This window comes from Ferribacterium limneticum (assembly GCF_020510625.1).
GTDB classification, from domain to species: domain Bacteria; phylum Pseudomonadota; class Gammaproteobacteria; order Burkholderiales; family Rhodocyclaceae; genus Azonexus; species Azonexus limneticus_A.
The window spans coordinates 1-14,566 of the sequence record NZ_CP075191.1 but is presented as its reverse complement, the minus strand read 5'-3'; the positions used below and the strand labels follow the sequence as shown (position 1 = coordinate 14,566).

Genomic DNA, 14,566 nt, shown 5'->3' with positions numbered 1-14,566 from the left:
AGCGTTTCCTTGACACTTTTATGCGGGAAACGTATATCTCCTCACATTGATGCCAGAATAATGAAAATCCTCGCCATAAGAAGGGTTATCGTCGAGTAGCCATCAAATCAAGGGAGAGGGATTCTGCGCGGAATATCCTTCAGAAAGCCGGGGTTCGCCAACAGTCTGGTACTGCGTATCGGCCTGCTGATCCTGCTTGCACTGGCCGCCTTCACGATCAGCCTTTACCACCTGATCGGCCGGCCAACCGTCGATCGACTGGCCGAAGCCCAGATGCAACTGGCCGCCGATCAGCTGGAAGCGCGTTTTACCCGCCTGTTGAAGACCGTCGAGGTCACCTTGCGCAGCAGCCAGGGCTGGGGAAAAAACAGCGATATCGATCAGACCCGCCTACTGCGTTTCAACGAATTTTTCTTCCCCATCATCGCCAATCACGGCGAGATCACCTCGGTCATTTTTGCCCACGAGTCGGGCCGCGAGATCCTGCTGCTGATGACCGACGACGGGCGCTGGATCAACCGGATCAGCAACCCGGCCGAATGGGGCAACCAGACCTACTGGATCACCTGGGACAAGAACCGGCAGATTGAAAACGTCGAAATGCGGGAACGCAATTACGACGCCCGCGAACGCCCGTGGTTCAAAGGCTCGATGGCCCTGCCCAATGAGCAAAGCGTCTTCTGGACCGAGCCTTACATCTTCTTCACGACCAAGGAACCCGGGATCACCGCGGCCATGCGCTGGCAGGCCGAAGACGGCTCGAATTACGTCATCGCCCATGACGTCCGTCTGATCGACATTGCCGAATTCACCACCCGCATGAAGGTCGGCACTCAGGGCAAGGTCGGCTTGTTCCTGCAGGAGGGGCGGCTGATTGCCCCGCCCAGCGATCCGCGTTTTTCCGACCGCAATGCGATCAACCAGGCGCTGCTGAAAACCTCCGAAGAGCTTGATCTCCCCGAATTCGCCGAAGCCTTCCGGCTATGGCAGATGGACCCTCATCCGGCCCAGCACCTGCATGGTTTCGATCGCCCCGATGGTCACTGGATCAGCCTTTTTCATCGACTGGACGGCAGTGCCAGCGGTATCTGGCTGGGGGTGGTCGCGCCGGAGAGCGATTTTGTCCCGATTTCCAGTTCAGACCTGCTGCTGCTCGGCCTGATCACCCTCTCCGCCCTCGCCCTGGGCATGGCCGTCGCCATTCGCATCGCCAATCGCTTCGGCGAACCGCTGATTGCCTTGGCCGAGGACAGCGCCCGTATCGGCAGCCTGGATCTGGGCAAGCCAGTCACCACCGATGCCCCCTGGCGAGAAGTCATCCAGTTGGCCAAGGCTCTGGAAGGCATGCGCCAACATCTGCAACACGCCCAGCAAGCGTCGCAGGACGCCAATATCGAGCTCGAACACCAGGTCGCCAAGCGCACCCTCGCCTTGCGGCAAAATCAGGACATCCTGCAGAAACGCGAAGCCTTCTTCCGGGCGGTCTTCGACAATGCGGCGGTCGGCATCGTCAGCCTCGACCCGGCGCGAAAGCCGGTGCTGGTCAATCCGGCCTTCGCCAAATTCATCAACCAGCCGATCAATACCCTGCTTTCGCACCCGGAGAGCATTGCCCTGCCTGAGGATGTACTGGGAAGGATCAATGATCTGCTCAGCCAGAGCGGGAACGATCAGCCGCAAAGCCTGCGCAACGAATTCGAATTCCTTGACCCGAAAGGCGAATCCCGCTGGGGCGACGTGCAGATCGCTGCCGTCCGCGATCCGAATGGCCAGCTCGATTCCCTGCTGATCACCGTGCTGGATGTTTCCGACCGGCGCGAGATCGAAGCCGAACTGATCCGGCAGTTCTCCTTCCTGCAAGCGCTGCTCGATACCATTCCCAACCCCATCTTCTACAAGGGTGCGAATACCCACTTTCTGGGCTGCAACCAGGCCTATGAAGCCTTTTTTGGCGTCAACCGGCGACAATTCGTCGGCAAACGGGTGCTCGATCTCGAATACCTCCCGGAAGAGGCTCGCCTGGCTTATCAGGCCGAAGATGAAGAGGTCATTGCCGAGTGCAAGCGGGTTACCCGTGAAGTGCGTTTGCCGGGTGCCGATGGAAACCTGCACGACACCCTTTATTCGGTCAGCGGCTTCCGCTCCCCCGATGGTCGGCCGGATGGCCTGATCGGCGTCATCGTCGATATCACCGCCCTCAAGGAAGCGGAGCGCGAAGCCGAGCGGGCGCGGGCCATCGCTGAATCCGCCGCTGCTGCCAAGGCGGATTTTCTGGCCAACATGAGCCACGAGATCCGGACCCCGATGAATGCCATAATCGGCATGACCCATCTGGCTTTGCAGACCGAATTGAACGCGCGCCAGAAGAACTACCTGACCAAGGTCGACAACGCGGCCAAGGGCCTGCTCGGGATCATCAACGACATTCTCGATCTGTCCAAGATCGAAGCCGGCATGATGCATTTCGAGCAAGCACCATTCAGCCTGGATGCCACCCTGCGCCACCTCAGCGACATGTGTTCCCTGAAAGCCCGCGAACGGGGTCTCGAACTGCTCTACGACATTGCGCCGGAAGTTCCGGATCAGCTGATCGGCGACCCCCTGCGCCTGGGCCAGGTATTGCTCAATCTGGTCGGCAACGCCATCAAATTCACCGAAGCGGGTGAAATCACGGTCACGGTCAAACGACTTGAAAATCGGGAAAACACGGTCGAGCTTGGCTTCGAGGTCATCGATACGGGCATTGGCATGAATGTCGAGCAGCTGTCGCAACTGTTCTCCGCCTTCACCCAGGCCGACACATCGACCACCCGCAAGTACGGCGGTACCGGTCTTGGCCTGTCGATCTGCAAGCGCATCGTGGACCTGCAGGGCGGCAGCATCAGCGTGAGCAGCCGGCCGGGAATCGGCAGCAGTTTCACCTTCCGGCTACCATTCGGCATCCCTCTGGAACAGGCTGACGCACCGCGGCGCATCGGCCTGCCAAACGATCTGCGCGCCCTGATTGTCGATGACAGCCCCGGCGCCTGCGAAATCTTCCAGCACATGCTCAAGGTCTTCGGCATCGCCTGTCAGGCCGTCCGCAGCGCACCGGCGGCGCTGCTCGAAATGGAGACGGCGGCTGAAGCCGGCCAGCCCTACGGCCTGCTCATCATCGACTGGAAAATGCCCGGCATGGATGGGGTAGCGCTGGTCGAGCGGATCAGCCAGGGAAACTCCCCGGCAAGCTCACCCGCCATCGTCATGGCCACCGCCTACGACCATGAAGAACTGCTGGCCGCCCTTGGCCAGCACGCGGTCGGCGCCATCCTCAGCAAGCCGGCCACGCCCTCTTCGCTGTTCGACAGCATCATGCTCGCACTGCATCGGGCGCCAGTCACCCCGGCGCTGCCCAGTATCACGCCAGCCGTACTCTCTCGCCAATTTGCCGGCCGGCACATATTGCTGGTCGAGGACAACGAGGTAAACCGCGAACTGGCCGAGGAAATGCTCGGCAACATCGGCTTATTGGTCGATGTGGCCGAGAACGGCCAGCAAGCCATCGACCGCATACGGCAAAACGCCTACGACCTCGTCCTGATGGATTGCCACATGCCGGTCATGGATGGCTACACCGCGACCGAACATATCCGCAACGACCTGAAGCTGGCCCAATTGCCCATCGTCGCCATGACGGCCAATGCCCTGACCCGGGACCGGGAGCACTGTCTGGCCGTCGGCATGAACGACCATATTCCGAAGCCCATCGACGTTGCCGTCCTCCACGCCACGCTGTCGCACTGGCTGGGTCAGGCATTAACGCCAACGACCCCGACACCGCTGCCGACTCTACCCAGCCACGATCAGGCGCTGCCGGTCGCCGACATCGATAGCGCTGCCGCCCTCGCCCGCATGGGAGGTAAGCGCAGCATGTATGACCGCCTGCTCCTGCGTTTCCACGAAAACCAGGGCGACGCCGTCGAATGTCTGCGGGCCGATCAAGCCAGGGGCGACACTGCGGCGATGATTCTGCGCGCCCATACCCTGCGCGGCCTGGCCGGCAATATCGGGGCAACCGGGTTGGCCCGGCTGGCCGGCGAGCTTGAGGAATGCCTCAAAGAGAACAGGCCCGGAAACGAGGCCGCCATCGAAAGCCTGTTGCTCCGGCTGGGTGAAAATCTGCCCAAGGTCCTGGCACTCGCTGAAACCCTGCGCCAGGAAACGCCGCCGGTCACGCCAGCGCCACTGCAGGTAATACAGCACGGCACGCTAGCCGAACTTCAACAGCTTCTCGATAATGACGATGCGGCCGCCGTACGCTATTTCGAGCAAATATCATCCTGGCTCAAACAGGAATTCGACCCGCTGCTGGTCGATCATCTGGCTCGCCAGATCGGCCAATACGAATTCGATGAAGCCATGGAAACACTGCAGCAGATGAGCATCACCCGGCAACCAGTCTGAGCCACCTAATCGAGAGTCGCTAGCCCATGTCCCCCCTCCTGCCCAAACAAAGCATCCTGGTCGTCGATGACAGTCCCGAAAACATCGACCTGTTGAGCGAAGTGCTGCGCGACGAATATCGTATCCGGGTGGCCACATCCGGTGAAAAGGCGCTGAAAATCGTCTACTCGGACGAGCCGCCTGATCTGATCCTGCTCGACATCATGATGCCCGGCCTCAGCGGCCTCGAAATTTGCCGGCGGCTGAAGGCCAATCCGGACCGGCGCCGCATTCCGGTGATCTTCGTCACCGCCATGAGCAGCATCGAGGACGAAAAGCGGGGTCTGGAAACCGGTGCCGTCGACTACATCACCAAGCCGATCAGCCCGCCCATCGTCAAGGCGCGCGTCCGCACCCACCTCGCCCTCTACGACCAATCGCGCGAACTCGAACACATGGTCAAGCAGCGTACCCATGAATTGCTGACCACCCGCCAGCAGATCATCCGCCGCCTGGGCCGGGCCGCCGAGTTCAAGGATAACGAAACTGGCAACCACGTCCTGCGTATGAGCCACTACGCGCGGCTGATCGCAGAAGCGCACGGCCTGGGCCAGGAAGCGTCCGAGATCATCTTCAACACCTCGCCGATGCACGACATCGGCAAGATCGGCATCCCCGATTCCATCCTGCTCAAACCGGGAAAACTGGATACAGAGGAATGGAAGGTGATGTACCAGCACCCGATCATGGGCGCCGAAATCATCGGCAAGCACGATAACGAACTGCTCGAAACCGCCCGTATCATCGCCCTGACCCATCACGAAAAATGGGATGGGAGCGGCTACCCGCAAGGCCTGAAGGGCGAGGCCATTCCGCTCGAAGGCCGCATCGTCGCCATTGCCGACGTCTTCGATGCCCTCGTTTCCATCCGCCCCTACAAGGCCGCCATTCCACTCAATGAAGCGCTGCAATATCTGGAGTCGCAAAGCGGCCGGCACTTCGACCCCAGCCTGATGGAGGCCTTCAGAAAAGCCTTGCCCGAAATCCTCCGCATCAAGGAAATCTACGCCGACGAAAACGGCGCCCTGACCGATCTGGAATTTCACATCAAGGAAATTTACGACCACAAGGACGATCCCAAGGGCTATCCGGAAGTGCTGGCCAGCACGGACGGCGGGCTCGACTAAGCCCCGTCGCTCTTAAAGTTCGCGGGGCAAATTGCTCGCCAAACCGGATACGATGGCCCACCCGCCGACACGAACAAGCACTGGCCGATGACTGACTCCGCTCTCGAACAAGCCGCCGCATGGCTGCGCAGCGCTGATGGCCTGCTGATTACCGCCGGGGCCGGCATGGGCATCGATTCAGGCCTGCCCGACTTTCGCGGACCGGGTGGCTTCTGGTCCGTTTATCCCGCCCTGGGGCGCGCCAGAATCGCTTTTGAGTCCATCGCCAACCCGGCAGCCTTCGAATGCGACCCGCAGCAAGCCTGGGGCTTCTACGGCCACCGCCTCGATCTCTACCGGCATGCCACGCCTCATCCCGGGTTCCGGATGCTGCTCGAGATGGCGCAGGGGATGCAGCATGGCATCCGGGTTTTCACCAGTAACGTCGATGGCCAGTTCCAGAAAGCCGGTTTTGCCGCTGACCGGATCTGTGAAATCCACGGCTCCATCCATCACCTGCAATGCACCGCCGGCTGTGGCGAACACATCTGGTCTGCCGACGAATTTCAGCCTGCAGTCGATGCCGAGAACTGCCGCCTGCTCGGCGAGCAGCCCCATTGCCCGCACTGCGGCGCCCTCGCCCGGCCCAATATCCTGATGTTCAACGACTGGGGTTGGCTGGAGCGACGCACTACCCTGCAATATCAGCGACTGCAGCAATGGCTGGCGACGGTTGAGCGGCTGGTCTGTATCGAAATCGGGGCCGGCACCAACATCCCGACCGTCCGGCACTTCTCCGAAGACTGCGGGGGCAAGCTGATCCGGATCAATCCTGGAGAACCCGAGGTGCCAAACCCGGCGACCGGCATCAGTCTGAAGTTGGGTGGCCTGGCCGGTATTTCCCTGCTCAGCCAGGCTTTGTAGCGCCTAATCCGGCGCCTTGGAGTCGATGCACAAGGTCACCGGCCCATCGTTGATCAGGCTGACCTGCATATCGGCCCCGAACACACCGGTCGGCACTGCCTTGCCCAGTTCCACCGACAACTTGGCAACGAAACGCTCAAACAGCGGTTGTGACACCTCACCCCGTGCGGCCCGGCTCCACGACGGCCGATTACCCTTCTTGACCGAGGCATAGAGCGTGAACTGCGACACGGCAAGAACTTCGCCGCCAACGTCGAGCACACTCCTGTTCATCACCCCGTTTTCGTCAGCAAAAAGCCGCAGGCGAATGATTTTCCCGGCCATCCAGTCGAGATCAGTCTCAGTATCAGCCTCTTCGAAACCGGCCAGCACCAGCAGACCAGGACCAGTTTTCCCGACGATGTCCCCATCTACCGCGACCGAAGCCGCACGGACACGCTGTACCACCACGCGCATGCCGTTCTCCGCTCAGCCGACTGTCAGCATGGCCTGACGCAAACGCAGGGCGTAGCCCTCAAGCGTTTCGCGCGACGGATCCTTGCGTGGCCAGGACAAGGCGATACCGTCGTCGCCATGGCGGGGGACGACGTGCAGGTGAAAGTGGAAAACGGTCTGGTCGCCCTCCTTGCCGTTGGCCTGCAGCAAGGTCAGTCCGGGAGGATCAAAGCTATCCTTCACCGCCTGCGCCACCCGTTGGGCCGTGCGCATCGCCGCTGCCGCTTCATCGGGTGTCAGATCGAGCAAGGTCGCGGCGTGGCGCTTGACGGTCACCAGCGTATGGCCGGGATTGACCTGCCCGAGGTCCATGAAGGCCAGGGTCTGCTCATCCTCATAAACCTTGGCGGCTGGGATTTCGCCGGCAATCAGGCGACAGAAAATACATTGGCCGGGTGGTGAGTTATCGATGAATTTGGGCATGTCCGCAAGTCAAGAAAAAGGCCAGCCGGAAATCGGCTGGCCTTCATTTTGGCGGTACGCGACGGAATCGTGTCGGATGACACAGAAAGTGAAAAAACAGGTTCTTGCTTTGCTTACGATTTTTCATTTTTTGTGTCATCACTATTAGGCGGTAGTGTCACTGATAGTGAAAAAACTCGAACTTTGTGCCACGGTTAGTGAAAACTTCCGACAATTGGCGTGGCTTCGTGCCTACGATTAATTTGCCGGGTTATTGTGCCCCGACTCATCAGCAGGTGGATATCCCGGGGCTAAATTAGCGCTTTCTACATCATAAAGCGCCAATGGATTACGGAGCCACAATCTGACCGCCGGACCATCCAACGTGTGCGCAGGCGAACAATCCACGCTCCACTGCCTCAGGAAATAGCCAACTAGAGCTGCACGTACATTCACCCTGAGCACCTGTTCCGTTAGAGCCATCCCGTAGTCCATCGCAATAATTTCATGGTATGGCTTATTCGGATGAGGAACCAAATCTAGCCCAACAATACGGTGAGCTTCCCCCGAAATTTCGTCTGCCAAGGGTGACATAAAATCGAGTCACTTTTGGAAGGCAGGAAATGAAGATACCGAAACAGGCATACACGATCGAGTTCAAGGAACTGGCGGTCAAACGAATCAAAGATGGCCAGAGCGTCAGCACGGTGTGCAAGGAACTCGGCCTCGGCGACCAGACCGTGCGCAACTGGGTCAAGGCATCAGCAGAAGGCAAGCTTGCCGGGGCGGGTAGCAGAGTAGTGACGCCAGAAGAGATGGAACTCACCCGGCTGCGTGCCGAGAATCTCCGGCTCAAGCGGGAGAACGAAATCCTAAAAAAAGCGACGGCGTACTTCGCAAAGGATGTTCTGTGAAGTACGCCTGGATTGCTGCGCAGGGCAAGGCGTATTCCCTGACAGAAATGTGCGATGTCCTCGACGTCAGCATCAGCGGCTATCGCGCCTGGAAGCGCGGCGGCAAACCGGATCGCAAGCGCCTGTCCGACAGCCAGATGCTGGCCCTGATCCGCGCTATTCATGCCGAACTCAGAGGGGCCTACGGCAGTCCGCGCATGGTGCGCGAGCTGCGGACAAGAGGCTTCTCGGCGAGCAAGGCACGGGTTGAACGGCTGATGCGTGACAACGGCATCTACGCCCGCCACAAGCGGCGCTACAAGGTTACGACCGACTCGAAGCACGGCCTGCCGGTGGCGGAGAACCTGCTCGCCAGAAACTTTATGCCGACGGCGCCGAATCAGGTTTGGACGTCGGACATCACCTACCTGTGGACCGATGAAGGCTGGCTCTATCTGGCGATCGTTCTCGACCTGTTTAACCGCGAAGTGGTTGGCTGGTCGTTGAAGCCGCGCATGACGGCGGACATCGTGACGGATGCGCTGACCATGGCTTGGTTCAGGAAGCGGCCGGCGCCGGGGCTGATGCATCACTCCGACCGGGGCAGCCAATACGCCAGCCAGGTCTTTCAGGAGAAGCTCAGAGCCTACGGCATGACCTGCTCGATGAGCCGGAAAGGAAACTGCTGGGACAATGCGCCGACGGAGAGTTGGTTCAACAGCTTCAAGAACGAGCGAGTCCATGGTGTTCGCTACGCCACGCACGCCGAGATCAAGGCCACAACCTTTGAATACATCGAGGTTTTTTACAATCGGAAACGGCAGCATTCGACGCTCGGTTACAAGTCGCCTGTTCAGTTTCTGGAGACCTGGATCAGAGAGCAGCATCAGGAAAAACGGGTAGCATGAAACCCATCCGTTGGCAGACGAAAAACCGAGGGAAGCTCACTTTCTCTGTCATCCGACAAATCGGTCAAATATCGACCCGGGCACTCAAGGCGTTGGTTTCAATGAAGGCTCGACGCGGCTCGACATCCTCGCCCATCAGTGTCGTGAAGATTTCGTCGGCGGCAATGGCATCGTCGATCTGCACGCGCAGCAGGCGGCGTACCTTCGGGTCCATGGTCGTTTCCCAGAGCTGGCCCGGATTCATTTCGCCCAGACCTTTATAGCGCTGCTTGGCAATGCCACGCTCGACTTCGTTGAGCAGCCACTTCATGGCATCGGCGAAGTTGGTGACAACCTGTTTCTTCTCGCCGCGCGCCATGATGGCACCGGCCCCGAACATGTTAGCCAGCGTTTCGGCTGTCCGGCGCAGTTGCGTGAAGTCGCCGGAAAGCAGCAGGTCCTCATCGATCAGGCCAACCTTCAGGTTGCCGTGGTGCATGCGCTCGACGCGCAGTATCCAGCGTTCCTGAATATCGTCAAACTTCGGCACCATGCGGGTTCCGGCCGGGATGAACCCGGCGATACGCTCGGCACTGGCCCGCGCGTTTTCTTCGCTGGACAGGTCGATCGCGATGTTGTGACGAACGATGGACTGCAGCACTTCGGGATTGATCAGGTGGGACAGACGGTCAATCACAGCCTCGGTGGCCAGCCACGAGCGGGCCAGACCTTCCAGGGCCGGGCCGGTGATGCCTTCGGCGCCGGCCCGCGGCGTCAGGACCGCTTCATCGAGCGCCATGTTGAGCAGGAACTGGTGGTATTCCTGATCGTCCTTCAGGTAACGCTCAGTCTTGCCGTGCTTGACCTTGTAGAGCGGCGGCTGGGCGATATAGACGTAACCACGGTCGATCAGCTCCGGCATCTGGCGATAGAGCAGCGTCAGCAGCAGAGTGCGGATGTGCGCGCCGTCGACGTCCGCGTCGGTCATGATGATGATGCGGTGATAGCGCAGCTTGTCGACGTTGAAATCGTCCTTGCCGATGCCGGTGCCAAGCGCCGTAATCAGCGTGACGATCTGTTCGGACGAGATCAGCTTGTCAAAACGGGCCTTCTCGACGTTGAGCACCTTGCCGCGCAACGGCAGGATGGCCTGAAACTTCCGGTCACGACCCTGCTTGGCGGAGCCGCCGGCGGAGTCACCCTCGACGATGTAGATTTCGCACAGCGCCGGGTCTTTTTCCTGACAATCAGCCAGCTTGCCGGGCAGGCCAACGCCGTCGAGAACACCCTTGCGCCGCGTCATTTCACGGGCACGACGGGCAGCTTCACGAGCGCGGGAGGCTTCGACGATCTTGCCGCAAATCATCTTGGCATCGACCGGGCGTTCGAGCAGGAAGTCGGCGAGCTTCTGGGCGACGACTTCCTCGACGGCCGCACGCGCTTCGGAGGAAACCAGCTTCATCTTAGTCTGCGAGGCGAATTTCGGGTCGGGCATCTTGACCGACAGCACACAGGCCAGACCTTCGCGCATGTCGTCGCCGGCTATATCGACCTTGGCCTTCTTGGCGATCTCGTTTTCGTCGATGTACTTGTTGATGACGCGGGTCATCGCGGCGCGCAGGCCGGTCAGGTGGGTACCACCATCCGACTGCGGAATGTTGTTGGTGAAGCAGAGCACCTGTTCCTGGTAGGAATCGTTCCACTGCATCGCCACTTCGACACCGATGGTGATGGCGGAATCGGCAGCACCCTGGCCCACCTTGGCATCACCAGCCGAGTAGAAAATGGTCGGGTGGAGAACCGATTTGGTGCGATTGATGTATTCGACGAAGCTCTGCACGCCACCGGCAAAGGCAAAAAGCTCTTCCTTGCCGGCACGCTGATCAACCAGTTTGATGGAAACACCGTTGTTCAGGAAAGACAGCTCGCGCAGGCGCTTGGCGAGGATTTCGTAGTGGAATTCAACGTGACCGAAGATTTCGTCATCGGCCAGGAAGTGCACTTCGGTACCGCGCTTTTCGGTATCACCAAGCACCTTGAGCGGCGAGACTTCAAAGCCGTCACGAACCTCAATGCTGCGGTCAACCGGCACGCCACGGCAAAACTCCATGAAGTGCTTCTTGCCGTCGCGACGGATGGTCAGGCGCAGGAACTTGGACAGCGCATTGACGCAAGAAACCCCCACCCCGTGCAGACCGCCGGACACCTTGTAGGAATTCTGGTTGAACTTGCCACCAGCGTGCAGTTCGGTCAGCGCAATTTCAGCGGCCGAACGCTTCGGCTCATGCTTGTCGTCCATCTTGACGCCGGTCGGGATGCCCCGGCCGTTGTCGATGACGGAAATCGAGTTGTCGGTGTGAATGGTGACGATGATGTCGTCGCAATGCCCGGCCAGCGCCTCGTCGATCGAGTTATCGACGACTTCGAAGACCAGATGATGCAGGCCGGTGCCATCGGAGGTATCGCCAATGTACATGCCCGGGCGCTTGCGGACGGCCTCCAGGCCTTCGAGGATCTGGATGCTGGCTTCGCCGTAGGCCGGCGATGCGGCGTCCTGGGGACTGCTCATTGGCGTGTTTTCTTCGCTCATACTTTGTGTTCCACGTGAAACTGCAAAAGGCCAGCCCGGCGGGCTGACCTTCATTCAATTGCTGCTTTGATTCCTAGATGCGCATCGGCATCACGACGTACTTGAAGCGGTCGTTGCCAGGCAGGGTGATCAGGGCACTGGAATTGGCGTCGTTGAAGCTCCACTGAATCTCATCGGCGTGGATGTTGTTCAGCACATCGAGCAGGTAGCCGACATTGAAGCCGACATCGATGACGTCGCCGGTGTAATCAACTTCAATTTCTTCAACGGCTTCTTCCTGTTCGGCGTTGGCGGCGATCAGCTTCAAGCTGTTTTCGCCGAGCACAACGCGAACGCCACGAAATTTTTCGTTGGTCAGAATGGCGGCGCGCTGCATGGCCTGCATCAGCGTCTGACGACCAACCTTCATGTGGTTTTTCAAGGTTGCCGGCACGACACGCTCGTAGTCCGGGAACTTGCCGTCGATCAGCTTGGAAACCAGCACCACGGAGCCGAAGGAGAAACGCACCTGGTTCGGGGTCAGCGTAATGTTCAGCGCGTCGTCGGTATCGACCAGCAGGCGGTTCAGTTCGAGCACGGTCTTGCGCGGCAGAATCATTTCCTGGCGCGGCAGATCGGTGTCGATTTCGACGCTGGCGTAAGCCAGACGATGGCCGTCGGTGGCCACGGCACGCAGTTCCTTGCCTTCGACCAGCAACAGCAGGCCGTTCAGGTAGTAGCGCACGTCCTGCGCTGCCATCGAATACTGGGTCTTGCCGACCAGTTGGCGGAATGCCTTTTGCGAAATCGAGAACTGCTTGGTTTCACCTTCGCTCATCGTCATGCGCGGGAAGTCATCGGCCGGCAGGGTCTGCAGGCTGAAGCGGCTCTTGCCAGCGCGCACTTGCAGGCGCTTGTCTTCCAGAACCAGGCTGACTTCGGAAGTATCCGGCAAGGAGCGCAGGATCTCCTGCATTTTGCGAGCACCCACAGTGACCGCACCATCGCCCTCGCCACCAGCACATTGCGTGGAGGTGGTGATCTGGATTTCGATGTCAGTCGCCAACAAGGTCAGGCGGTCGCCCTTCTTCTCCAGCAGCACGTTGGAGAGGATAGGCAGCGTATGACGACGTTCGACAATTCCCGACACAGACTGCAACGGGGCCAGAAGCGTGTCTCTTTGGGTTTTAATAAGAATCATATATTAAATTCCTTAATAGACTATATCGGGAACAATTCTGTGGATAACTGAAAAATTACTTTTAATTTCAATGTACTGAATCAGATTTTCGGTTCTGCGAAAGTGCCTGAATTGCCTGTGGATGAAATCCGGATAATTTTCCCACAAAGCGGGAATCAACAGATGACTCACAATTGATAGACAACTTGTACACAGGCTTATCTACAGACTCATCCTTTCAATACTTGCAGCAAAACATGCAGGTCGTGATTGAGTTCATTTTCCTTGGTGCGCAGGGAATCAATCGTTTTCACTGCGTGGATGACCGTGGTGTGATCACGGCCACCGAAGGCATCACCAATTTCCGGAAAGCTGTGCGAGGTCACTTCGCGACATAGCCACATGGCAACCTGACGCGGCCGGGCAATGGCGCGCGTGCGCTTCTTGGAGAACAGTTCGGCAACCTTGATCTTGTAATAGTCGGCGACGGTCTTCTGGATGTTGTCCATGCCCACATTGCGCACCGAGCCGATGACATCCTTCAAGGCTTCCTTGGCCAGGTCCAGCGCAATGGCACGACCATGGAAAGAAGAATAGGCCAGCACCTTCTTCAGGGCGCCTTCCAGTTCACGAACATTGGAACGCAGATGCTTGGCAATAAAGAAGGCAACTTCATCGTCGAGCTGGATACCTTCTGCTTCCGCCTTCTTTTTCAGAATGGCGACGCGCATTTCCAGTTCCGGCGGCTCGATCTGCACTGTCAGACCCCAGTCGAAACGGGTGACCAGACGATCGTCAAGACCGTTGATATCCTTGGGATAGGTATCGCAGGTGATGATGATCTGCTTGCGGGCTTCGATCAGCGCATTGAACAGGAAGAAGAACTCTTCCTGTGAACGATTCTTGCCATTGAAGAATTGCACATCGTCCAGCAACAGCACATCGAGCGAGCGGTAAGTTCGCTTGAAGCTGTCGAAAGACTTCTGCTGATAAGCCCGAACGACGTCGGAGTAATAATCTTCCGCGTGTACGTAACGAACGATCTTTTCCGGATTCTCGGTGGCAATCGTGTTGCCAATCGCGTGAATCAGGTGAGTCTTGCCGAGACCAGCCCCGCCGTAGATAAAAAGCGGGTTGTAGGCGCCACCCGGATTATTGGCGACCTGGACGGCGGCGGCACGGGCCAGGTCGTTGGCCTTGCCAACCACCAGATTGTCAAAGGTAAAGGATGGGAAGAGCCGTGATTTTTCGTAATTGCTGCCCTTGCCGCGCGCCTTCTCTGAGGCTGCAGTCCGTTTTTCCGAGGTCGTCGCCGGATTGGCCGGGGCATTTTGGCCGGAATCAGCCGTTGATGTCTGAATCCGGGCGGCTGTCGCCTTGCCACTGCCAATGACCAGCGCAATGGTGACGGGTCCTTCGAAGAAAGTGCGGCTGTAATCTTCGATCCGCGTCAGGTAACGATCGCGCACCCACTTCAGGATGAAGCCATTGGGCGCAATCAGGCGCAGGCCGTCTTCCAGGGCTGTGGTTTCACCTTCGAGCCGGAGGGGCTTGATCCAGGTGTTGAATTGTTGCGCGGGCAATTCCTGCTCGAAGCGCTGCAAACAGGATTCCCAAAAACCAGCCAT

The 14,566-nt window shown here is 58.9% G+C and carries 10 protein-coding genes; 4 read left to right on the top strand and 6 right to left on the bottom strand.

From position 1 onward, the window contains the following. Positions 1-102: 102 nt before the first annotated feature. Positions 103-279 (bottom strand): hypothetical protein, encoded by a 177-nt coding sequence (locus KI617_RS00050; RefSeq protein WP_226449481.1) that lies wholly within the window; start codon positions 277-279, stop codon positions 103-105. Between KI617_RS00050 and KI617_RS00045 the strand changes: the two genes are divergently transcribed. The 3 genes from KI617_RS00045 to KI617_RS00035 all read left to right on the top strand — a co-directional run bounded on the left by KI617_RS00045 (position 274) and on the right by KI617_RS00035 (position 6,512). Next, on the top strand, positions 274-4,443 hold the full coding sequence (locus KI617_RS00045; protein ID WP_226449479.1) for a response regulator: 4,170 nt from the start codon (positions 274-276) through the stop codon (positions 4,441-4,443). The two genes, KI617_RS00050 and KI617_RS00045, sit on opposite strands and share 6 nt — an antisense overlap. Before the next feature lie 26 nt (positions 4,444-4,469). After that, on the top strand, positions 4,470-5,609 hold the full coding sequence (locus KI617_RS00040; protein WP_226449477.1) for a response regulator: 1,140 nt from the start codon (positions 4,470-4,472) through the stop codon (positions 5,607-5,609). Positions 5,610-5,696: 87 nt separating this feature from the next. Next, positions 5,697-6,512: an SIR2 family NAD-dependent protein deacylase gene (locus KI617_RS00035; protein ID WP_226449475.1), complete on the top strand. Its 816-nt coding sequence runs from the start codon at positions 5,697-5,699 to the stop codon at positions 6,510-6,512. A 3-nt stretch (positions 6,513-6,515) separates the two neighbouring features. Here KI617_RS00035 and dtd read toward each other — a convergent pair whose 3' ends face one another. Then, entirely contained in the window at positions 6,516-6,968 is a 453-nt protein-coding gene (dtd, locus tag KI617_RS00030; protein ID WP_226449473.1) for a D-aminoacyl-tRNA deacylase, read from the bottom strand. Positions 6,969-6,980: 12 nt separating this feature from the next. Beyond that, the gene (locus KI617_RS00025; RefSeq protein WP_226449471.1) at positions 6,981-7,430 is read right to left on the bottom strand and encodes an HIT family protein; all 450 of its coding nucleotides are present in this window, start codon (positions 7,428-7,430) and stop codon (positions 6,981-6,983) included. A 602-nt stretch (positions 7,431-8,032) separates the two neighbouring features. Between KI617_RS00025 and KI617_RS00020 the strand changes: the two genes are divergently transcribed. Next, positions 8,033-9,210 (top strand): IS3 family transposase gene (locus KI617_RS00020; RefSeq protein WP_226449469.1). Its coding sequence is split into 2 segments (ribosomal slippage): positions 8,033-8,282 and positions 8,282-9,210, totalling 1,179 coding nucleotides; the frame shifts between segments, so codons are not numbered across the junction. A 64-nt stretch (positions 9,211-9,274) separates the two neighbouring features. Here the strand turns inward: KI617_RS00020 and gyrB are convergent. From gyrB to dnaA, 3 genes are all read right to left on the bottom strand, one after another. Then, entirely contained in the window at positions 9,275-11,758 is a 2,484-nt protein-coding gene (gyrB, locus tag KI617_RS00015; RefSeq protein ID WP_226449467.1) for a DNA topoisomerase (ATP-hydrolyzing) subunit B, read from the bottom strand. A 94-nt stretch (positions 11,759-11,852) separates the two neighbouring features. Further along, positions 11,853-12,959, bottom strand: a complete 1,107-nt coding sequence (gene dnaN / locus KI617_RS00010) for a DNA polymerase III subunit beta (protein ID WP_226449465.1) — start codon at positions 12,957-12,959, stop codon at positions 11,853-11,855. A gap of 209 nt (positions 12,960-13,168) precedes the next feature. Further along, positions 13,169-14,566: a chromosomal replication initiator protein DnaA gene (gene dnaA, locus KI617_RS00005; protein WP_226449463.1), complete on the bottom strand. Its 1,398-nt coding sequence runs from the start codon at positions 14,564-14,566 to the stop codon at positions 13,169-13,171.